The sequence below is a fragment of the Butyricicoccus sp. OF10-2 genome (assembly GCF_003481925.1).
Taxonomy (GTDB): Bacteria; Bacillota; Clostridia; order Oscillospirales; family Butyricicoccaceae; genus Agathobaculum; species Agathobaculum butyriciproducens.
On the sequence record NZ_QUMC01000029.1, the window covers coordinates 26,231 to 47,191 of the forward strand.

Annotated in this window: 16 protein-coding genes; all 16 read left to right on the plus strand. The window is 58.1% G+C overall.

Features of this window, described 5'->3' with window-relative positions:
* The first annotated feature begins 169 nt into the window (after positions 1–169).
* The 16 genes from DXB00_RS13350 (at position 170) to rnc (ending at position 20,767) form a co-directional block, all read left to right on the plus strand.
* Positions 170–982 carry a substrate-binding periplasmic protein gene (locus tag DXB00_RS13350; RefSeq protein ID WP_117489432.1) on the plus strand — a complete coding sequence of 271 codons (813 nt, stop codon included), beginning with the start codon at positions 170–172 and terminating at the stop codon, positions 980–982.
* A 57-nt stretch (positions 983–1,039) separates the two neighbouring features.
* Complete coding sequence (locus DXB00_RS13355; protein WP_243107234.1) at positions 1,040–3,541, plus strand: hybrid sensor histidine kinase/response regulator; 2,502 nt, start codon at positions 1,040–1,042, stop codon at positions 3,539–3,541.
* Positions 3,542–3,747: 206 nt separating this feature from the next.
* Positions 3,748–5,220: a sensor histidine kinase gene (locus tag DXB00_RS13360; RefSeq protein WP_158578352.1), complete on the plus strand. Its 1,473-nt coding sequence runs from the start codon at positions 3,748–3,750 to the stop codon at positions 5,218–5,220.
* Positions 5,214–5,939, plus strand: a complete 726-nt coding sequence (locus DXB00_RS13365; RefSeq protein ID WP_117489305.1) for a response regulator transcription factor — start codon at positions 5,214–5,216, stop codon at positions 5,937–5,939. The genes DXB00_RS13360 and DXB00_RS13365 overlap by 7 nt, the downstream gene beginning before the upstream one ends.
* A gap of 181 nt (positions 5,940–6,120) precedes the next feature.
* Positions 6,121–7,122, plus strand: coding sequence for a TRAP transporter substrate-binding protein DctP (dctP, locus tag DXB00_RS13370; protein ID WP_118480359.1), 1,002 nt, complete (start codon positions 6,121–6,123; stop codon positions 7,120–7,122).
* Between the two features lie 93 nt (positions 7,123–7,215).
* Entirely contained in the window at positions 7,216–8,367 is a 1,152-nt protein-coding gene (locus DXB00_RS13375; protein WP_110436436.1) for a TRAP transporter substrate-binding protein, read from the plus strand.
* 62 nt (positions 8,368–8,429) lie between these two features.
* Positions 8,430–8,972, plus strand: a complete 543-nt coding sequence (locus tag DXB00_RS13380) for a TRAP transporter small permease subunit (RefSeq protein WP_110436437.1) — start codon at positions 8,430–8,432, stop codon at positions 8,970–8,972.
* Positions 8,969–10,342 carry a TRAP transporter large permease gene (locus DXB00_RS13385; RefSeq protein ID WP_199697299.1) on the plus strand — a complete coding sequence of 458 codons (1,374 nt, stop codon included), beginning with the start codon at positions 8,969–8,971 and terminating at the stop codon, positions 10,340–10,342. The genes DXB00_RS13380 and DXB00_RS13385 overlap by 4 nt, the downstream gene beginning before the upstream one ends.
* A gap of 499 nt (positions 10,343–10,841) precedes the next feature.
* A complete protein-coding gene (locus DXB00_RS13390; protein ID WP_119215036.1) occupies positions 10,842–12,131 on the plus strand; it encodes a TrkH family potassium uptake protein in 1,290 nt (429 codons plus the stop codon).
* 171 nt (positions 12,132–12,302) lie between these two features.
* Complete coding sequence (locus DXB00_RS13395) at positions 12,303–12,959, plus strand: potassium channel family protein (protein WP_118285384.1); 657 nt, start codon at positions 12,303–12,305, stop codon at positions 12,957–12,959.
* A complete protein-coding gene (locus DXB00_RS13400) occupies positions 12,956–13,723 on the plus strand; it encodes a TrmH family RNA methyltransferase (protein ID WP_118729920.1) in 768 nt (255 codons plus the stop codon). The genes DXB00_RS13395 and DXB00_RS13400 overlap by 4 nt, the downstream gene beginning before the upstream one ends.
* A 13-nt stretch (positions 13,724–13,736) precedes the next feature.
* Positions 13,737–14,984 carry a DNA-processing protein DprA gene (gene dprA / locus DXB00_RS13405; protein WP_118729919.1) on the plus strand — a complete coding sequence of 416 codons (1,248 nt, stop codon included), beginning with the start codon at positions 13,737–13,739 and terminating at the stop codon, positions 14,982–14,984.
* Positions 14,985–15,270: 286 nt separating this feature from the next.
* A complete protein-coding gene (gene topA / locus DXB00_RS13410; protein ID WP_118729918.1) occupies positions 15,271–17,757 on the plus strand; it encodes a type I DNA topoisomerase in 2,487 nt (828 codons plus the stop codon).
* Positions 17,754–19,058, plus strand: a complete 1,305-nt coding sequence (trmFO, locus tag DXB00_RS13415; RefSeq protein WP_118729917.1) for a methylenetetrahydrofolate--tRNA-(uracil(54)-C(5))-methyltransferase (FADH(2)-oxidizing) TrmFO — start codon at positions 17,754–17,756, stop codon at positions 19,056–19,058. The genes topA and trmFO overlap by 4 nt, the downstream gene beginning before the upstream one ends.
* Position 19,059: 1 nt before the next feature.
* Complete coding sequence (gene plsX, locus DXB00_RS13420; protein WP_117489291.1) at positions 19,060–20,076, plus strand: phosphate acyltransferase PlsX; 1,017 nt, start codon at positions 19,060–19,062, stop codon at positions 20,074–20,076.
* Between the two features lie 22 nt (positions 20,077–20,098).
* The gene (gene rnc / locus DXB00_RS13425) at positions 20,099–20,767 is read left to right on the plus strand and encodes a ribonuclease III (RefSeq protein ID WP_117750987.1); all 669 of its coding nucleotides are present in this window, start codon (positions 20,099–20,101) and stop codon (positions 20,765–20,767) included.
* Positions 20,768–20,961: the final 194 nt, after the last annotated feature.

The window sequence follows — 20,961 nt, forward strand, 5'->3', positions numbered from 1 at the left end:
CACAATTATATTATACTACCAATGCGATGCAGAATAAAGGAAAACTTCCGTCAGCGCCAACGGCGGAAATTTCTGTTGTGCAGGAGCGCGGCAGCATGTTATAATAAAAGATAAATTGTGCCGACCTGCGGCACAGACAACGAACAAGAGAGAGGACACCATCATCGGTATGAACAGACACAAACGGGTAAAATGCGCTCTGGCGCTTTTGACCATGCTGACGGCGGGGCTGCTGTCCGGCTGCGCCTCGGAGGCGGCATCCGACAGCACACTGCCGACGATTACCGTCGGCAGCGACACCTATCCGCCTTATGTTTATATGGATAATAACGGCGACATTACCGGTCTGGACGTGGATATTGCGGAGGAGGCATTCCGCCGCATGGGATACCGTGCGGAATTCACCACGATCGACTGGGAACAAAAGACCGAGTTGGTCGATAACGGAGAAATCGACTGCATCTGGGGCTGCTTTTCCATGGACGGCCGCGAGAACGACTATCAGTGGGCGGGACCGTATCTGGTGAGCCGTCAGGTCATCGCCGTCGGCGCGCAGAGCGGCATCGAGCAAATGAGCGATCTTGCCGGAAAGACCATCGCGGTGCAGGCTACCGGCAAGCCGGAGGCGATCTTTCTGAGCGGAGGCGAAAACGTCCCGGCCTTCCGAAATGTCATCAGCCTCGCTGACCGCGGTGTGCAGTATGCCATGCTGGACTGCGGCTATGTGGACGCAGTAGCAGGACACGAGGAGGCTATCCGGCAGTATATGAAGGACTACGGCGCGAACTTCCGCATTCTGGATGAACCGCTGCTGACGACCGGCATCGGCGTGGCGTTTTCCAGGCACGACACACGCGGTCTTGCGGCGCAGCTGACCGAGGTTGTCGCGCAGATGCGCGAGGACGGCAGCATGGAACAGCTAGTCGGAAAATATCTCGAGGTTCCCGCGCACAGTCTGGAGGTGGAGCAGCTTGAACAATAATTCCCGACGCATTGTCTTACGAGGACGTTCTGGTGCCTGTGCTTCGCAGCGGGGCTTTTGTTCCTCGGCGCGGTATTCCTGCTGTCCCGGCACGCGGATATGCGGGACTGCGAGCAGCGCATGACCGAACTGATCGACTTTGTAAAGGAGCAGTCCTCCTCCTATGTGCAGTATAACGAGACCGCCGTGGCCAAGGCGCTCGTGCGCGGAACGACCGCCGTTCAGGAACTGGAGGGCGTGACGCTTGACTGCGGCGAGGATGAGCTGCGGCAGTATGCGGAGCGGCTGGGACTGACCGGCATTTCGGTGCTGGATGCGAACGGCAGGCTGGTCTGCGAGTACAGCACGGACGGCATCGGCTATACCCGCCTGCAAACCGATCTGGAAGCCGGGCGCGTGCTCGCCGTGATCGGTCATCCGCAGAGCACCTATGTTCGGCGCGTGCAGCTGACCGACGGCTCGTTTGCCGACGTTGCCGTGCGCAGCTGTTCGGACGACCGCGGCGCGGTGCTTGGCTGGCGGCACACCGGGGCGGCGTTCGCAAAGAAATCCGTGCTCTCCGTGCAGAATCTGCTCGACGGCTACGACGCCGAGACCACGGGAACCGTGCTCCTGTCGGACGGCAACCGCGTAACCGCGTCGGACGATCTGTCCCTCATCGGTACGGATACCACGGAAAATAATCTGCTCCGCCGCATCCGCTCGAGCGGCCATGCCGACCGGCTGGTCTATGCCGGACGCAGGGGACTGACCCAATATTACGGCATGTACAGCCACGGGCGCAACTTCTACTACTATATATATGTCCCGGGCAGACTGCTCTACACGAACACGCCGGTCAATATGATCGTGGCATTCCTCGCCTGTGCGGTCGTTCTGACGCTGCTTCTGTTTGTGCGCCGAGGCACGGAAAAGAGCTTTCTCCAGCAGCAGAAAACGCTCGAAAAGGAATATCAAACCTCGCTTGAGCAGAAAAACGCCGAGCTTGAACGCGCTATCCGTCAGGAAACGGCGGCAAACCGCGCCAAGCGCGAATTTCTGTTCAATATGTCGCACGACATCCGCACGCCGATGAACGCGATCATCGGCTTCACCTCGCTTGCGGCCACCCATATCGACAACCGCGAGCAGGTGCTCGACTACCTGAAAAAGACTGCGACGGCGAGCCAGCATCTGCTCTCGCTCATTAACGATGTGCTCGATATGAGCCGCATCGAGAGCGGCAAGGTCTCGCTCGAACTGCGTCCGGTGCACCTGCCCGAGCTTGTACACGATCTGCGCGATATTATCCAGTCGAGCATCACCGCCAAGCGCATTTCGCTTTTCATCGACATGGTCGATGTGGAGGATGAGGATGTGGTTGCCGACCCCATGCGCCTCAATCAGATCATGCTCAACATCCTGTCCAATGCCATTAAGTTCACCCCGGTAGGCGGCATGATCACCCTGCGCATCGTTCAGAAGCAGACCGCACCGCATGGCAGTGTGGATTATGAATTTCATATCCGTGATACCGGCATCGGCATGAGCTCGGCGTTTCAGGAGCATATCTTCGAGCAGTTTGCGCGCGAGGAAACCTCGACCGTGAGCAAAATTCAGGGAACCGGTCTCGGCATGGCGATTACGAAAAATCTGGTCGATATGATGGGCGGCAGTATTTCGGTCGAGAGTGAGCCGGGGAAGGGCTCGGAATTTACGGTTTCCCTGCGCTTTCCTATCAGCGGAGAGCAGGCCGCGCCGCAGTGCATCCCGCAGCTTGAGGGTCTGCGCGCGCTCGTGGCGGATGACGACACCGACACCTGTCTGAACGTCAGCAAAATGCTGCGAATGATCGGCATGCGGTCGGACTGGACGACCTCGGGACATGAGGCTGTCGTCCGTACGCAGGACGCGATCGAGCAGGGTGACGGCTTCTATGTCTTTATCATCGACTGGATGATACCCGATCTGAACGGCCTTGAGGTCGTGCGCCGCATCCGCAAGATGATCGGCAGCAACACCCCAATCATCATCCTGACCGCCTACGACTGGACGGATATCGAGGTTGAGGCAAAAGCCGCAGGCGTGACCGCGTTCTGCGCCAAGCCGCTGTTCATGTCCGAGCTGCGCCGCGTACTGGCTGAACCGTTTCTTTCGGCAGAGCCTGCGGAGCAGACGGAGAAAAAGGCGGATTTCGCCGGAAAACGGCTGCTGGTCGTCGAGGATAACGCCCTCAACCGCGAAATCGCAGTGACGATGCTCGAGGAAGGCGGGTTCGAGGTGGACACGGCGGAAAACGGAAAGGTCGCGGTAGACAAGGTGCGCGAGAGCGCGCCCGGGCACTATGATCTGGTGCTGATGGATATTCAGATGCCGGTCATGGACGGTTATGCGGCCGCGCGTGCCATCCGCGCTCTGCCGGATGCCGAAAAGGCGGGTCTGCCCATTGTCGCCATGACGGCGAACGCCTTTGACGAGGACAGACAGAACGCAGAGAAGGCCGGTATGAACGGCCATCTTTCCAAGCCGTTCGATATGCAGCAGTTGCTCACGATGCTCCGGGAGAAGCTGTCGCCGTAACGCTTTCATTTTCATCGCGTTATTCGATAATGAAGCCGCCGGATCAGATTGAATAGGAAACGCAGGAAGCGTCCGTTAGGGATGCCTTCCTGCGTTTTTCTTTGCACACTGCCGGTACGGCGGATTTTTTACCTTTTTTTGCCCAGAAAAGGTTTACATTGCTTATCAATTAGCTTATGATAAAATCTGACAAAGGAGGTGGGCCTGTGCACGGAGTACGTCAATGGTGGGTGCGTCTGTCCATTGTGAACAAGGCGATTGTGCTGAGCTGCGCATTCGTCATTCCCATTCTGCTGGTGGTGGGACTGTTAATGAACGATTTTTATGATTACCGCGAGAAAAGCAATGATATCCTGTCCGAATATGCACGCTGCACGGACTACATGAACGCCATGGAGCAGGAAAATGCGCTTCTGAGCGAGCTGACGCTTGCGGCGCCCGGGTCCGATACGATCGACAAATATGCGGACGCCGTGCAGGACACCGCCTGTGCGTGGGAGCGGCTGCGCAGCGCAGAGACCGACGGCAACACACAGAGCGAGGTGCTCAAGCAGGTCATCGACCGCACGATGAAAAGCTATCGAGTCCGTCAGGAGACGTTCATCGCGCAGCTGCATGGCGGCACATTTGATGCGGTGAACTACGAAGCTCTGCGTACACAGGGCAGCTATCTGACGCAATACACCGACCAGCTGACGGAGGCCTTTCTGATGGAGGGACGCGAGGGCTATCTGGTCCTCGGTCAGCGGGGTACCGCGCAGAACATGGTATTTACCATCGTAGCCGCGATCGGCAGCGTGCTGTTTGCAGGCGCGATGCTGTACTACGCACGCAGCCTGCTGCTGCCGGTGCAGCAGATGAGCCGCGGTGCGCGCCGCGTCGCGGATGGCGAATATGACATTGAGGACTTCAACTTTGCACGCTCGGACGAGATCGGTATGCTCGCTGACTCGTTTAACCACCTCAAGCACCAGATCGCGCGGACGATCCACGCACTGGAAAGCGAAGCACAGCTGGAAAAATCCCTGCGTCAGCAGGAGAGCGAGGCAGCACGCCTGCGGCAGCTGATCGAGCAGAGCCGCTTTGCGCAGCTGCAGAGCCAGATCAACCCGCATTTTCTGTTCAACACGCTGCAGAGCGTGGCCAATATGGCCGGAATCGAGCAGGCGACCGTCACCGGCGACATGGTGGTGCGGCTGGCGAACTTCTTCCGCTACACGCTTGACCATGATGACAGCGTGGTAACACTCGACCGCGAGCTTGCGCTGCTGCGCGACTACATTTCACTGCAGGAGCTGCGGTTCGGTGAACGCATTTCGTTCGAGATGGACTGCGACAGCCGCTGTGCGGCCTGTGAACTGCCGAAATTCACACTGCAGCCAATCGTGGAAAACTCCATTGTGCACGGCATGCGCAGCCGCAGTGCGGGCGGCCGCATCCGCATTGTGACGCAGCTTGCACCGGAAGGCTGCCGCATCCAGATTACGGACAACGGCGGCGGCTTCTCGCGCAGCAAAATGAAACAGAACACCGCCGAGGGACACCGGTCCATCGGCCTGCAGAATATCGCGGGACGCATTGCGCTGTCCGGCGGCAGCTTCCGCATTGTCAGCTGTCCCGGATTGGGCACGACAGCCCGCATCATACTGCCCATGAAAGGGGAAGAGCATATATGTTAAAGGTACTGATTGCGGAGGACGAACCGCTGAGTCTGCAGAATCTGAGCGGACAGATGCGTGATTTGCTTGGCGCGGATGCACTCATCGAGGGAGTTGCGAACGGACGGGAGGCGGTTGAACGCGCCCGTCAAATTCAGCCGCAGCTGGTGCTGATGGATATTGAAATGCCGGTGATGAACGGCCTTGATGCGGCAGCCATCATCCACAAAGCCATGCCGGAAACGCACATCGTGTTCCTGACTGCCTTCGACCGCTTCGACTACGCTGTAGGCGCCATGCGGGCCGGCGGAACGGATTATCTGGTCAAGCCGTTCGACAGTGCTCAGATTACCGCCTGCCTGCGCAAGCTGAATCTGCTGCCGGAAAGCCGTCCGGCGGTACGCGGGGACAAGCCGGGAAATGCGTTCTGCACCCAGTTTTCCGTGTGGCTGGAGCATCATTACATGCGGGATGTGTCGCTCGATCAGGCGGCAGAGGCGATGGGCATGAGTGCGTTCTACTTCTCACGCTTTTTTCGCACCTCGTATAACCAGACCTTCCTTGAATACTTGACCGCCTACCGTATCGACCGTGCGGTTGAGCTGCTGCAGCAGACTGATATTCCGGTACGGGAAATCGCTGTTCGGGTCGGCTATACGGATGCAAACTACTTCACGAAGGTGTTCAAGCGGCATTTGGGCGTAACGCCTACCGAGTACCGCAATCATAACGCAAACTGAACGAGCCGCGCGGCAGGATTTACGGAATTTATACGGAAATTTACTATTCCTTCCAAAATGTTTATGCAAATGTCATAAAATAGAATGTGAAAATTTTCAGTACGCTGTGATTTTACCTGTCTACCGCAAGTATTTACGATGTTGCCGAAACTGGTCACCCTATATAATAGGAGATGGAAAGATGAATAAACGCTTTCGGTGTGTGATCGCCGGATGGCTGCTGCTCATGCTCTGTGCATGTACCGGCGGCACGGACGAGCCGCATATCCGCTATTACCGCCTTGCCAGCGGACAGAGCGAAAACTACCTCGCCAATCAGGCGTGTCAGCGCTTCTGTGATCAGGTGCGCAGGGAAACGGACGGCGCGATACAAATTCTGCCGAGCTTTGATAACGAGCTTGGCACCGATGCATCCGCACTTGAGCAGTGCGTGTACGGTGGAATTGATTTTGTACGCACGCCAATCTCGTCTGCCGCAGCGTATGCACCGCAGCTTGCGGCGCTGCAGCTGCCGTACGAGTACACCTCGGACAAGCACCTGTTCCGGGTGCTGGACGGCGCAGTCGGTCAGCAGGTGATGGCCTCGCTCGAGGACAAGGGCCTTACCGGTTTAAGCTATTTTTATGCCGGTTACCGGTGCTTTTTCACGACAGGAAAGGCGATCACCTCACTCGATGACATGAAGGATCTGCGGCTCGGCACCGAGGATTCCTCGCAGATGAAGCAGGTCATTCCGATGTGGGGCGCCGAGGCGGTGACGCTGCCGCCGGATGAGATCGCGCTCGCGCTCCGCACTGACCGGATTGACGGCGCCGAGAGCACGCTGCCTACCTATGTGGACAGCGGCTACTATCAGCTTGCACCGTACTGGACGTACGACCGACATTCCTACAACGCGGATGTGCTGGTCGCGTCCTCGGAAACGTGGGAAACGTTCTCACAGGAGGAGCAGACCATCATTGAGCGATGCGCCGCTGAGGCGGCTTCGTGGCAGCGCGACCACTGGCAGAGCGCAGAGGTTCGAGCAATGCTGCATGCATCCCGCAGCGGCTGCTACATGGCGCTGCTCGATGAGGAGCAGGCCGAAAAGTTCCGTGCAGCGGTGCAGCCGATTTACGAACACCTTTCCGATGCGCAGAAGGAGGTCGTGCAGGCCGTACAGGCACTGGCCGACAGCGATTAGCGAGAACCCCCTCCTTGTGCATGACCAGTTTGTTCGCAAACGTCCGCAAAACGGCGTTTTCGATAGAGGAAAACGAACAAGGAGGCTAAAAAGATGAAAATCAAAAGATTGATGGCAGGTCTGCTTTGCGGTGCAGTCGGTGCGGCAACCCTTGGTTTGTCCGGCTGCGGCAATGCCGCGGACAGCGGCATGATGGATGCGGCAAACGCCAATGCAGTTGCAGGCGGCAGCAGTGATCTGCCGGTCATCACCTGGAAGATGGGTTCCACCTGGGGTGACGGCAACATTCACTTCACCTGTGACGAGCGCTTCTCCGAGCTGGTCAGCCAGCTGACCGACGGACGATTCACCATCACCAACTATCCGGAGGGCTCGCTTTGTGCGGCAAACCAGCTGTTTGATTACGTCCAGAACGGCACCATCCAGTGCGGCGGTGACTGGGGCGGCTACTGGAGCGGCAAGGATACCGCTTTTGAGCTGCTCTCCACTACAATGGATAACTTCACCGGCATGGACTACTACATCTGGATCACCCAGGGCGGCGGCCTGAAGTGCTATCAGGATATGTACGGCAAGTACAACATGACGTATTTCCCGATTATGATCAACCACGCAGAGTCCGGTATCCGTTCGACCAAGCCGATCACTTCTATCAAGGACATGCAGAGCATGAAGATCCGCCTCGGCGGCGTTATGGCCGGCCGTGCAGCGGAAAAGCTGGGCATCAACATCACCACCGTTGCGGCAAGCGAGCTTTATGAGTCCCTGCAGCGCGGCGTTATCGACGGCGGCGAGTTCTCCACGCCGTGCTCGGATGATTCGCTGAAATTGCAGGAGGTTGCCAAGTACTGGTGCTCGCCTGCATGGTATCAGTCCGGCGGCGTCAACGGCGTTATGATCAACAAGGATGCATGGAATCAGCTCCCCGAGGAGTACCAGAACGCCATCCAGATGGCGGCTGAGATCTGCACCTCCGAGCAGCTGTCCCGCTACCTGTGGATGGATTTCGATTCCACCAAGAAGATGCTCGAGGAGGACGGCTGCGTCGTCACCAAGATGAACCAGGACGACTGGAATACCATCCGTGAGACCTGCCGTCAGGTTTACGAAGAAGAAGCTGCGAAGAATGAAAACTTCAACATGGTATACAGCTCTATGCAGGATTACCGTGAACATGCCGATACCTACCGCGCAATGCTCGGTGACTACGGCTGGGGCTTCAACTACGATGAATCCGAAAAGTGACCGACAGAGTGTTCCGTGCTCTCTTTTGAGAGCACGGAGCCTCAGAAGATGAGGTGTAATATATGAAAGTGATCAAACGCATCTGCGATGTGATCGACCTCGTCAATGACTGGATCGGCAGGATTGCTTCCTTCGCCGTTCTTGGCATTCTCGCGGTCATTGTTACCGAAGTCGTGCTGCGCCGTTTGTTCCACAGTCCGCAGATCTGGACGATGGACGTCATCTGCATGACCTTCGGCTGCTACATTATCATGGTCTGCGCCTACGGCTTCCAGAAGAAGGCCTTTGTTGCGGTTGATGTGCTGTATGCACGGCTTAAACCGCTTGCGCAGAACATTCTGCACCTGATTACCTATCTGGTGTTCTTTGTTCCGTTCGTATTCGTGCTCGTGCCCGAGAGCTTCGGATTTTTCCTTCGCTCGTATACCACGGGTGAGCGCGGCTACTCGGTATGGGCGCCGCCGGCATGGCCGGTCAAGCTGGCGCTGTTCGTCGGCATGACGCTGCTCGCACTGCAGGGCATTTCCGAGATGCTCAAGTGCGTGCGCGGCATCGGTGAAGCCGTTTCCGGCACGGATGATACGAAGGGAGGCGACGCTGCATGATGGAAATGCTGACCAATCTTGTCACGCAGTCCGGCGTGAGCGCAACACAGCTCAGCGCGATCCTGCTTGGCGTACTGTTCCTTATCATGATCATCGGTCTTGCGACCGGTCAGGAGCTTGCGTTCGTCCTCGGCGGCGCCGGTGTTATTATCGGCTATCTCGCCTGGGGCGGCCCGGGTATCACCATCGCCATGACCAAGGTGTACGACCAGATGCAAAGCTATTCCATGGTCGCCATTCCGATGTTCGTGCTGATGGCAAACTTTTTGACACATTCCAAGGTTGCGGATGGGCTGTTCCTCTCTATCCGCTACCTGCTTGGTCCTCTGAAGGGCGGTCTCGGTCTGGCAGTGATCGTGGTTTCCACCGTGTTCGCTGCCACGACCGGCATCGTCGGCGCATCCGTTGTTACCATGGGCATGCTGTCCGTACCGGTGCTGCTGAAGTGCGGCTATAAGCCGTCTCTCGCGTGCGGCATGGTGTGTGCGGGCGGTTCGCTCGGTATCCTGATTCCGCCGTCTATCATGCTGGTTTCGATGGGCTCCTATGCGAATGTATCGGTCGGCAAGATCTTCTTCGCCGCTATCGTTCCGGGTCTTGTCCTGTCGCTGTTCTACATGATCTATGTGTTCGTCATCTGCCATATCCACCCGGATTACGGTCCGGCGATGACCACCGAAGAGCTGGCTGCCATGCCGCTGCGTGAGCGCATCACCGGTTCGCTCATCAACCTGATCCCGCCGGTCATCCTGATCGTCGGCGTGCTCGGTTCCATCTTCACCGGCTGGGCAACTCCGACCGAGGCAGCAGGTGTAGGCGCACTGTTCTCGCTTATTCTCGCGATCTTCTACAAGCAGTTCAGCTGGAAGATGCTGTATGATTCGCTCATCGACACCGCAAAGACATCTGCGATGGTATTCATCATCCTGTTCGGCGCGTCTGCCTTCACCGGCATCTTCATGTCGCTCGACGGCGACCAGCTGATTGCAACCTGGATTTCGAGCGTTGGCATCGGCAAGTGGGGCGCGTTCGCAATCATGATGGCGATCGTATTCTTTATGGGCATGTTCCTCGACTGGCTGGGCATCGTTATGATCGTATTCCCGATCTTCCTGCCGATTATGGATATGTTCGGCTTTGACCGTCTGTGGATCGTCGCAGTTACGGCTGTTATGCTGCAGACCTGCTTCATGACGCCGCCGTTCGGCTTCGCACTGTTCTACATCAAGGGCATTGTGCCGCCGTCGGTCAAAATACAGGAAATCTACCGCGGCGTTATCCCGTTCATCCTGATTATCATCGCAGTGGTAATTCTGGTAACGGTATTCCCGCAGGTTGTATATTTCCTCCCGAATCTGGTAGCATCTTAATCTTTCTCCTGAGCTTCCGGCAGCCACCTGTGCCGGAAGGCTCATTTGCAGTAAGGAATAGCAGGTTTTGGGCAAAAAATGCCTATGGACTGTGCAGGATATGGTGTTATACTGGATAAGTACGCAAAAACGTACCATTTGTTACCTGTGTTATTTCGCAGTTCGATGCGGTTTTCCTCTTACCGTATTACCGTAAAATGGGAAATGTGTAGATGTGTTTGAACTGCGGAATAAACTTCTGTCTGCCGGATTGTTGGAGCATTTGCCGACGGCAGAACCCCCTACGGGCTCTCTGATCTGTTGAAAATCAGAGAGCCCTTGCTTATTCTTGCGTGGAAAAATTCCGCAAATCGCTTGACTTCTCGAAAAATTTCGGGTATAAGATTATATTGAACAGACAAAAATTCGATGATATACTACTATATAATGTATGCCTGTTTAAAGCCTGAACGGTACGTTCAGGCTTTCAGCGTATCATCGTTAAAGGAGGGGATTTATCGTGCAGACGCAGATTTTTACGGTGCATAAGCGGCATCTGGGACTGCGGGCGCCGACGGTGCTTGCCCTTGGCTTTGCGCTGACGATTCTGGTGGGTGCGCTGGTGCTGATGCTGCCGGTTTCGGCGGCAGACGGACAGATAACGCCGTTTCTCGACGCGCTGTTTACAGCAGCCTCGGCGAGCTGTGTTACCGGACTCGTCACGGTCAGCACGGCGGTGCACTGGTCGGTATTCGGCAAGTGCGTCATCCTGCTGCTGATTCAGATCGGCGGACTCGGCTTTATGTCCGTCGCGGCTATTGCGTCGTTTGTCCTGCGGCGAACGATCACGCTGCACGAGCGTATGGTGATGAGCGCGGGGCTTAATCTGTCGGACGGCGGCGGCATTGTCCGTCTGACACGGCGCGTGCTGTTCGGCACGTTCATCATCGAAGGGACGGGAGCGGTTCTGCTGTCCTGCCGGTTCGTGCCGCATTACGGTTTCCCGAAGGGAATCACAATGGGCGTGTTCCACGCGGTTTCGGCATTCTGCAACGCAGGCTTTGACCTGATGGGCACACCGGACGATCCGTTTCAGTCGCTCATCGGCTGGGCGGAGGATCCGCTCGTGAACATTACGCTGATGGCGCTCATCGTGCTCGGCGGTCTCGGCTTTTTCGTGTGGAGCGACGTGTGGGACAAGCATAGTTTCTGCCGTCTGCGCCTGCACACGAAAATCGTGCTGACGGCCACGGCAGGTCTGCTGCTGTTCGGCTTTGGCTGGACGCTGCTGTTCGAGTGGAGCAATCCGGCAACGCTCGGTGCGTTTGATACTCCGCACAAGCTGCTTGCGGCGGCGTTTGAGTCCGTGACCCTGCGCACGGCAGGCTTCAACACCATCGACCTCGGCGCGCTTACCGGCCCGAGTCAGGCGGTGTCGTGCCTGCTCATGTTCATCGGCGGATCGCCCGGCTCAACAGCAGGCGGCATCAAGACCGTGACGGCGGCCGTGCTCGTGCTCACGGCCATCAGCGCCTTCTGCGGGCGCACAACGGTTTCGGCGTTCGGCCGGACGATTGCGCCGCGCAGCATCATGAACGCCGTAACCCTGCTCATGGCAGGCGGCGTGCTCTGTCTGGTCGGCGCCTGTGCGATCGCCGGAATCGAGGACGCACCGTTTCACCAGTGCCTGTTTGAAGCGGTCTCCGCGTTCGGCACGGTCGGTGTGTCCATGGGTCTGACACCGACGTTGGCGGCGGCTTCGCGCGTTATTCTGATCGTGATGATGTATATGGCCGTGTCGGTGTGCTGACGCTCGGCGTTGCCGTTTTCATGCGCCGCAGAGAGCCGCCAAGGCTCAAATACCCGGACGCAGATGTATTTATTGGTTGAGGCAGCATTCCGCAATTACATTTTCGGCATTTTGCGTGATGATGCCTTTATGGTGAAGTAGATTAAGCAGTTATCCAAAGGAGAGACAGATATGAAATCCTTTCTGGTGATCGGCATGGGCCGATTCGGTACCGCCGTTGCGCAGGAGCTGACCGAGCTTGGTCAGGAGGTTCTTGCCATCGACGAGAACGTCGAGAGCGTGCAGCGCATCGCGGATGATGTGACGCAGGTCATGCAGGGCGACGCGCAGGACGAAGCCGTGCTGGGGGCCGTCGGCGTGCGCAACTTCGACTGCTGTATTGTTGCGGTAGGTACGGATATGGAGGCGAGCATCCTCATCACAGTCATGCTCAAGGATCTGGGCGCGCAATACATCATTGCCAAAGCGAGAAGCACTGTGCATGCCAAGGTGCTCGAACGCGTCGGTGCGGACCGTGTTGTCCTGCCGGAGAGCGAAATGGGCTGCAAGCTGGCACAGCGCCTGGCACATACCAACGTGGTGGATTTTATCGGCGTGTCGGACGAATACAGTATTCTGGAGATACACGCGCCGAAAAGCTGGGTCGGCAGATCGCTGGTGCAGCTTGACGTGCGGCAGAAGCATAAAGTGAATGTGCTCGCCGTCCGTCATGGTGAACAGGGTGCACTGGATGCAAGTCCTAAGCCGGATAGAGCCATCGAGGCGGATGATCTTCTGTTTATCATGGGCGAAAATAAATTTGTGAGCAGGGTGGTGGAACTGGATTGATTGAGATACAGAGCCGTCAGAATGCCGCGCTCAAGCACCTTGCGCGGCTGGGACGGGAACGAAAATACCGCCGGAGCACGGAGGAAATGCTGTGCGAGGGCGAAAAAATGCTGGGAGAAGCACTGCGTTCGGGCGCGAAGCTGAAAACCGTGCTTGTGAGAGACGGCTGGGACAGTCCGTTCATCAAAGAGGCGGAAGGGCAGGGAGCTGTCCTGTATTCTGCACCGGATGCGCTGTTCAAACTCGCAAGTGAGGTGGAAACGCCGCAGAACGTCATCTTTTCCTGCGAGCAGCCGCAGTGGACGGCAGACGCGCTGGACGGAGCCGGGCAGGTGCTCCTGCTGGACGGCTTACAGGACCCGGGCAACCTTGGCACGATCTTACGCACCGCCGAAGCGTTCGCGCTCGGCGCCGTTGTGTTGTGCGAGGGCTGCGCCGATCCGTTTTCACCCAAGGTCGTGCGCTCGACGATGGGCGCGGTGTTCCGTCTGCCGTGCGTGACGCTGCCGCTTGCGGAGGCCGCCGAACGGCTGCACCGGAACGGTCTGCCGCTGTATGCCACCGCGCTGCACGAGGACAGCGTGCCGCTTTCCTCGGTGTCGCTTTCCAAAGCCGCCGTTATCATCGGCAGTGAGGGAAAGGGCGTGACCGAGCAGGCGCTCCGTCTGTCCGATAAGCGCGTTATCATTCCCATGAAGGGCCGTGCCGAATCGCTCAATGCGGGCGTTGCCGCGGCCATCGTGATCTACGAAATGACAAAATGAGGAGGCGGGCACTATGCCGTCAAGACTCAGCTATGTTTGGCTTTCGCTCAAGCGCGGACTCGGCTCGCGCACAGCTGCCGAGGTACTCGATGCCTTCGGCTCTCCGGAGGCGGTGTTCGCTGCCGACCGGCAGGCACTGACAGCTGCGCCGTGTGAGCTGCGCAAGACCCATGTCGATCTGCTGTGCGACAAGGATACGTCCGAAGCCGAGCAGGTCATCCGGTCCTGCACGGAAAAGAATATCCAGATCATTACCATCGGCGACAGCGCTTATCCGGACCGCCTGCGGGCGATCCCAGATCCGCCGACCGTGCTGTATGTGCGCGGACGCTGGCCGGATTTCGACAGCGTTCCCGCCGTAGCCGTCGTCGGCACGCGCAAGGCGACGCCGTATGGCCTGAAAGTCGCCGATCAGATCGGCACAACGCTGGCCCGGACGGGCATGATAACCGTCAGCGGCATGGCGCTCGGCAATGACGGCGCGGCACACCGCGGTGCGCTGAAGGCGGGCGGTCTGACCGTCGCCGTGCTGGCGGGCGGTCCCGATGTGTGTTATCCGCCGCAGCACCGCAGCCTGATGGGCGATATCCTGCTCATGGGGGCTATCATCAGCGAATATCCGCCCGGCACCGAGCCGCACGGACGCAATTACCATCAGCGCAACCGCATCATCAGCGGTCTGTCGGTCGCGTCCGTCATCGTGGAGGCGAGCGACTGGCGTTCGGGTGCGCTCATTACCGCGCGTCACGCGCTCGATCAGGGACGCGATGTGTACGCCGTGCCCGGCCCGATAGACGCGCCGCAGTCGCAGTCGTGCAATGAGTTGATCGAAAAAGGCGAAGCCGCGCTGCTCAGCAGCCCGGTGACGCTCGTGCGCGCCTACGGCGGCATGATGCCCGAACAGGCGGTACAGCAGGCGTTCCGGCGCCAGACCGGCGAGTATCCGGAACCGGCTGCCAGAAGTGCATGGGAGGACATTCGCAGGCGTGAGCAGCAGGCCGAACAGCGCCGCGCCGCTGCCGCAGAAAAGGCGAAAGCCGAACCCAAAACACCGTCAGCAGCCGCAAAACCGCTGCCGGACGGCTTAAATGAGGATGAAAAAACCATCGTCACGCTTGTGCGGGATGGTGTGAGCACGCCCGAGGAGCTGATCGACCGCTGCGGTCTGGCAGCGCCGCGGGTGATGAGCCTTGTCACCATGCTGGAAATGGATGGGATTCTGCGCCGCGAAAAGGGCAGACTCATCCTCGGCACCTGGTGATAAGCAGGAGAGAGAAGAAAAGAAATACACGCATTCCGCACCGTTGGGTGCGCATTCAATAGAATTTCCGCAGGAAATTCATAAAAAGGGGGAGCATGGTCCAGACCACCTTCTCTTGCCGCTACGCGGCAATTCACCTTGTGTATCACCCTTTTTATAGAAGTGCGGAGAAAAGATTCGACGAAGGAGAAACTTTTCTCCGCATGGGATGTATCCGAACCCGCGGTTCGGTACATCCTCTCGTACGCAAGCGTGGTTGCGTACGAAATAGTTTTTGGAGGTTTTTATGTCTAAATTAGTCATCGTGGAGTCCCCGGCCAAGGCAAAGACGATCGGAAAATATCTCGGTTCGGACTATGTCGTCAAGGCTTCGATGGGACATCTGCGCGATCTGCCGAAAAAGAAAATGAGCATCGATATCGAGCACGATTTCCAGCCGGAATATGTGCCGATCGAGGGTAAAGATAAAATCATCAAGGAAATCCGCAGCGAAATCCGCAAGAGCGATTTCGTCTATCTCGCAACTGACCCTGACCGCGAGGGAGAAGCGATTTCGTGGCACATCAAGGAGCTGTTCAAGCTCAAGGACAAGAATTCCCGCCGCGTGACCTTTAACGAGATCACCAAGCAGGCGGTCCGCTCGGGCATCGAGAACCCGCGCGATATTGATATCGATCTGGTAAATGCACAGCAGGCACGCCGTATTCTCGACCGAATCGTTGGCTATCAGCTATCGCCGTTCCTGTGGCGCAAGGTCAAGCGCGGTCTGTCCGCAGGCCGTGTGCAGAGCGTTGCAACCCGTCTGGTCGTGGACCGTGAGAACGAAATCCGCGCATTCGTGCCGGAGGAATACTGGTCGATCGAGGCCCTGCTGCAGACCGCGGACGGCGGCAGGTTTTCAGCGCGCTACTATGGCGACGCGAACGGCAAGGCTGAGCTGAAAAACGAAGAGCAGGCGATGCATGTTGTCAACGCTGTTACCGGCAAGCCGTTCACCGTCGGCAATATCAAGCGCGGCAAGAAAAAGCGCACCGCCGCACCTCCGTTCATCACCTCGACGCTGCAGCAGGAAGCCAGCCGCAAGCTGAATATGACGCCGCGCCGCACGATGAGCATCGCACAGGAGCTGTACGAAGGTATTGAACTCGGTGAATACGGTCTGACCGGTCTTATCACCTACATGCGTACTGACTCGCTCCGCCTGGCGGATGAGGCCACCGCTGCCGCTGCCGGATTCATTCGCGGTCGCTACGGCGAGGAATATTATCCGGGCAAGCCGCGTGTGTTCAAGACCAAGGGCAACGCGCAGGACGCGCACGAAGCCATTCGTCCGTCCAACGTGCAGCTGCTGCCTGAAGAAATCCGCAAGTACCTGACGCCCGATCAGTTCAAGCTGTACCGCCTGATCTGGTCGCGCTTTGTGGCTTGCCAGATGGCAGACGCCATTCTCGATACGGTTTCCGCCGACATTGTCTGCGAGGGTCAGGTGTTCCGTGCATCCGGTCATACGGTCGCGTTCCCGGGCTTTACTGCGGTTTACGAGGAGGGCACGGACGACGAGAAAAAGCAGGATTCCGCAGGAAAGCCGCTGCCGCGCTTCGATCAGGGCGACAAGCTGACCGCCGAGAAGATCGAGCCGTCCCAGCACTTTACGCAGCCGCCGGCTCGCTACACCGAGGCATCGCTCATCCGCGCGATGGAGGAACGCGGCATCGGCCGTCCGTCCACCTACGCGCCGACGATTTCCACCATCATTGACCGCGATTACGTCACCAAGGAGAACAAGGCGCTCCGTCCGACACCGCTCGGCGAAGGCGTTACCGGCCTGCTGGTTGACGAGTTCAAGTCGGTTGCCGATTACGAGTTCACCGCCAACATGGAGCACGAGCTGGACGAGGTCGAAGCGGGCAAGCTGAACTATATCCAGCTGCTGCACAACTTCTATGACGGCTTTGAAGCCGCGCTCAAGCAGGCGGAGATCGACCTCGAGGGCAAGCGCATCAAGATTCAGGACGAGGTGACCGACGTTATCTGCGAGAAATGCGGACGCAACATGGTCATCAAGTCCGGCCGGTTCGGCAAGTTCCTTGCGTGCCCCGGTTTCCCGGAGTGCACCAACACCAAGCCCATCACCGAGGACACCGGCGCTGCGTGCCCGGTCTGCGGTGCAAAGGTCGTCAAGAAAAAGTCCGCACGCGGCTATGTGTACTACTCGTGCGACACCTATCCGACCTGCCAGTTTATGACGTGGGACAAGCCGCTCAAGACCAAGTGCCCGAACTGCGATTCCTCGCTGTTCCGCCACACCGACCGCGATTCCAAGGAGGTCACGGACGTTTGTCTGCGTGAGGGCTGCGGCTACAAGGAACTGGTCAAGGAGGGTCTGTCGCCTGAGGAGACCGAAAAGCGCCGCAAGATGCGCGAAGCGCGTGCCGCCAAGGCTGCGGAACGTGCTGCCGCAAAGGAAGCCGCCGAGAAGAACGGCGAGACCGAGGAAAAGGTCAAGAAGGCAACGAAAAAGGCAACGACTAAGAAATCCACCGCAAAGAAAACCCTGCCGTGGATGACCAAGACCACCAATAAATTCAAAAAGCTGAAGGACGAGGCCGTACAGGAGCTGACTGCCAAGCAGCAGGAGCAGTACGCCAAGGCTCTGGCAAAGTATGAAGCAGAAAAGGCGGCTGAGAAGGCGAAAAAAGCCGCTGAGAAGAAAGCAGCAGCGAAAAAGCCTGCCGCAAAGAAAAAGACCACGGCAAAGGAGAGCGCCGAATGAGTGAAATGGTAACAGTAGTCGGCGCGGGACTGGCCGGCTGTGAGGCTGCATGGCAGCTGGCACAGCGCGGTATCTCCGTGCGCCTGTGTGAGATGAAGCCGGTGCAGCACACGCCTGCGCACCACTCGGACGATTTCGCCGAGCTGGTGTGCTCCAACTCGCTGCGCTCGGATGAGCTGGCGAACGCCGCCGGTCTGCTCAAGGAGGAGCTGCGCCGTCTGGACAGCCTTATCCTCTCCTGTGCGGATGCACACCGCGTAGAGGCGGGCGGCGCACTGGCGGTTGACCGCGAAGCCTTCGCGGCAGCCGTCACCGAGAAGATCAAAAACCACCCGAATATCGAGGTGGTCTACGGTGAGGTAACGGAGATTCCGGAAGGCAGAGTCGTAATCGCCTCAGGCCCGCTGACCTCGGATACGCTGTTTGACGCCATCCACGCTAAGGTCGGCGGCGATTTCCTGCACTTTTACGATGCCGCCGCGCCGATTGTCACGGCTGAGAGCATCGATATGGATTCCGCCTACGAGGCTTCCCGCTACGGCAAGGGTACCGCAGATTACATCAACTGCCCGTTCTCCCGCGAGGAGTACGAGGCGTTCTGGAACGCACTGACCACCGCTGAGGAAGCGCCGGTGCACGGCTTCGAGGACTCTAAGGTGTTCGAGGGCTGCATGCCCATCGAGGTCAACGCGCGCCGCGGCTTTGACACGCTGCGCTTCGGCATTTTGAAGCCCATCGGTCTGCCGGACCCGAAAACCGGAAAGGATCCGTATGCGGTCCTGCAGCTGCGCCGCGACAACGCGAACGGTACGCTGTACAATCTGGTCGGCTGCCAGACCCACCTGAAATTCGGTGAGCAGAAGCGCGTGTTCTCCATGATCCCGGCGCTGAAAAACGCCGAGTTCGTGCGCTACGGTGTCATGCACCGCAACACATTTCTGGATTCTCCGCGCCTGCTGGACGCGACTTACGCGCTCAAATCCGACCCGCGCATCCGTTTTGCGGGCCAGATGACCGGCGTAGAAGGCTATGTGGAGTCCACCGCCTCCGGCTGGGTGGCAGGCGTGGCAACGGCCATGGACGTGCTCGGCAAACCGATGCCGACACTCGACCGTCTGACCGCCACCGGTGCACTGGCGACCTATATTTCCGACCACACGGTTGCGAAATTCCAGCCGATGAACGTAAACTTCGGCATTATCGAGCCGCTCGGCTATAAAATCAAGGGCAAGCGGGAGAAGAACACCAAAATCTCCGAGCGGGCGCTCGAGCAGATCGAAAAACTGAAGGGAGAGCTTTAATATGAGGATCATCGTTGATGCGATGGGCGGCGATAACGCGCCCGAATCCGCTGTATGGGGCGGTGCGCTGGCTGCGAAGGAATACGGCGAGGAAGTGCTGCTGGTCGGCAAGCCGGAGGTCGTAGCGAATGTCCTCAAGGAGAAGGGACTTTCCGATGTCAAGGGCATTACCATCATGCCCGCAAACGATCTGGTCGATATGCACGACGATCCCGCAACGGTACTCCGCCGCAAGCCGGATTCGTCCATGGCGGTAGCGTTCAAGCTGCTCAAGGCCGGTGAGGGCGATGCGCTCGTTTCCGCGGGCAACACCGGCGCACTGCTCACCGGCGCGACGCTGTACGGCGGCCGCATCAAGGGCATCCGACGCGGTGCGCTGGCACCGGTTATGCCGTGCGCGAACGGTCAGGTTATGCTGTGCGATGCGGGTGCAAACACCGAATGCACCGCCGAAATGCTGCTGCAGTTTGCGTTCCTCGCTTCGCTGTACGCGGAGAAGATCAACGGGGTCGTCAAGCCGCGTGTCGGTCTTGTCAACAACGGCACGGAGGATACCAAGGGTGATCCGCTCCGCAAGGAGGCTTACGCGCTGCTGAAAAAGGCGGGCGACGAGGGCCGTCTGAATTTTGTCGGCAACGTAGAGGGCAGCATGGTGCCGCTCGGTGCGTGTGATGTTGCTGTCTGCGACGGATTTACCGGCAATGTGCAGCTCAAGACCATCGAGGGTGTAGCCAAGTTCATGTCGAAAGAGATCAAGGGCGTGTTCATGGCCTCTGTCGGTACCAAGCTGGGCTATCTGCTGTGCAAGAAAGGCATGGACGACTTCCGCGAGGTGTTCAATCAGGACAAGATCGGCGGCGCGCCGTTCCTCGGCATCGCAAAGCCGGTCATCAAGGCGCACGGCTCGTCCAACGAAATTGCGGTGATGAACGCGGTCCGTCAGGCCATCGCGTACACCAAATCCGGCATGATCGATGCAGTAAAGGAAAACATTCAGTACATGACGGTTTCCGAGTGATCCACAGGAAGAAGGAACAAAAATGCTGAAAATTGACTATAAATTCAAGGATGAAAGCCTGCTCCGGCTGGCGATGACGCATTCGTCCTACGCGAATGAGCACCACGGCACGCACCTGCAGTGCAACGAGCGCCTGGAGTTTCTGGGCGATTCTGTGCTGGGCTTTGTCACGGCGGGTTACCTGTTCACACACTATCCCGATCTGCCGGAGGGTGATTTGACCAAGCTGCGCGCGGCAGTCGTCTGCGAGGGCGCACTGGATGAGATCGCGCACGAGATCGGTATCCCCGAAGCCATCCGTCTGGGACACGGTGAGGAGATGGGCGGCGGACGCAAGCGTGCGTCCATTCTCGCTGACGCGACAGAGGCTCTGCTCGGCGCTATCTTTATGGACGGCGGCATCGAGCCTGCCCGTGCGTTCGTGCTGCGGTTTATCCCGCATAAGGTCGAGGTTGCGCTGGCAGGCGGCGCGTTCAAGGACTACAAGACCATGCTGCAGGAGATCGTGCAGAAGAACAAGCAGGAAACGCTGGAATACCGTCTGGCAGGGCAGTCCGGCCCGGACCACGACAAGCGGTTCACCATGGAGCTGCTGCTCAACTCCAATGTGTTCGCGCAGGGCATCGGCAAGAGCAAAAAGGAAGCCGAGCAGATGGCGGCGAAGAAGGCTTTGGAAAATATGGGATGCTGACGCTTATCGCCAAACCGCAATAGAGATAAACGGCAAAGAGGTCGAGAAATCGACCTCTTTTGAGGCTGTCGAAAAACTAACGTTTTCCGAGCACGCTCTCGATCGAAACCACGCTTTCGATCGAATTCCGAAGAAAAAACGCGCCTTGCAGGCACATTTTTTCTTCCCTTGTATAAATTCCGAGATACATGCTC

Excerpts from the sequence above, each read along its gene's own strand:
- DXB00_RS13350 (WP_117489432.1), top strand. The coding sequence starts at position 170 with ATGAACAGACACAAACGGGTAAAATGCGCTCTGGCGCTTTTGACCATG.
- DXB00_RS13365 (WP_117489305.1), top strand. The coding sequence starts at position 5,214 with ATGTTAAAGGTACTGATTGCGGAGGACGAACCGCTGAGTCTGCAGAAT.
- dctP (WP_118480359.1), top strand. The coding sequence starts at position 6,121 with ATGAATAAACGCTTTCGGTGTGTGATCGCCGGATGGCTGCTGCTCATG.
- DXB00_RS13375 (WP_110436436.1), top strand. The coding sequence starts at position 7,216 with ATGAAAATCAAAAGATTGATGGCAGGTCTGCTTTGCGGTGCAGTCGGT.
- DXB00_RS13380 (WP_110436437.1), top strand. The coding sequence starts at position 8,430 with ATGAAAGTGATCAAACGCATCTGCGATGTGATCGACCTCGTCAATGAC.
- DXB00_RS13385 (WP_199697299.1), top strand. The coding sequence starts at position 8,969 with ATGATGGAAATGCTGACCAATCTTGTCACGCAGTCCGGCGTGAGCGCA.
- DXB00_RS13395 (WP_118285384.1), top strand. The coding sequence starts at position 12,303 with ATGAAATCCTTTCTGGTGATCGGCATGGGCCGATTCGGTACCGCCGTT.
- dprA (WP_118729919.1), top strand. The coding sequence starts at position 13,737 with ATGCCGTCAAGACTCAGCTATGTTTGGCTTTCGCTCAAGCGCGGACTC.
- topA (WP_118729918.1), top strand. The coding sequence starts at position 15,271 with ATGTCTAAATTAGTCATCGTGGAGTCCCCGGCCAAGGCAAAGACGATC.
- trmFO (WP_118729917.1), top strand. The coding sequence starts at position 17,754 with ATGAGTGAAATGGTAACAGTAGTCGGCGCGGGACTGGCCGGCTGTGAG.
- plsX (WP_117489291.1), top strand. The coding sequence starts at position 19,060 with ATGAGGATCATCGTTGATGCGATGGGCGGCGATAACGCGCCCGAATCC.
- rnc (WP_117750987.1), top strand. The coding sequence starts at position 20,099 with ATGCTGAAAATTGACTATAAATTCAAGGATGAAAGCCTGCTCCGGCTG.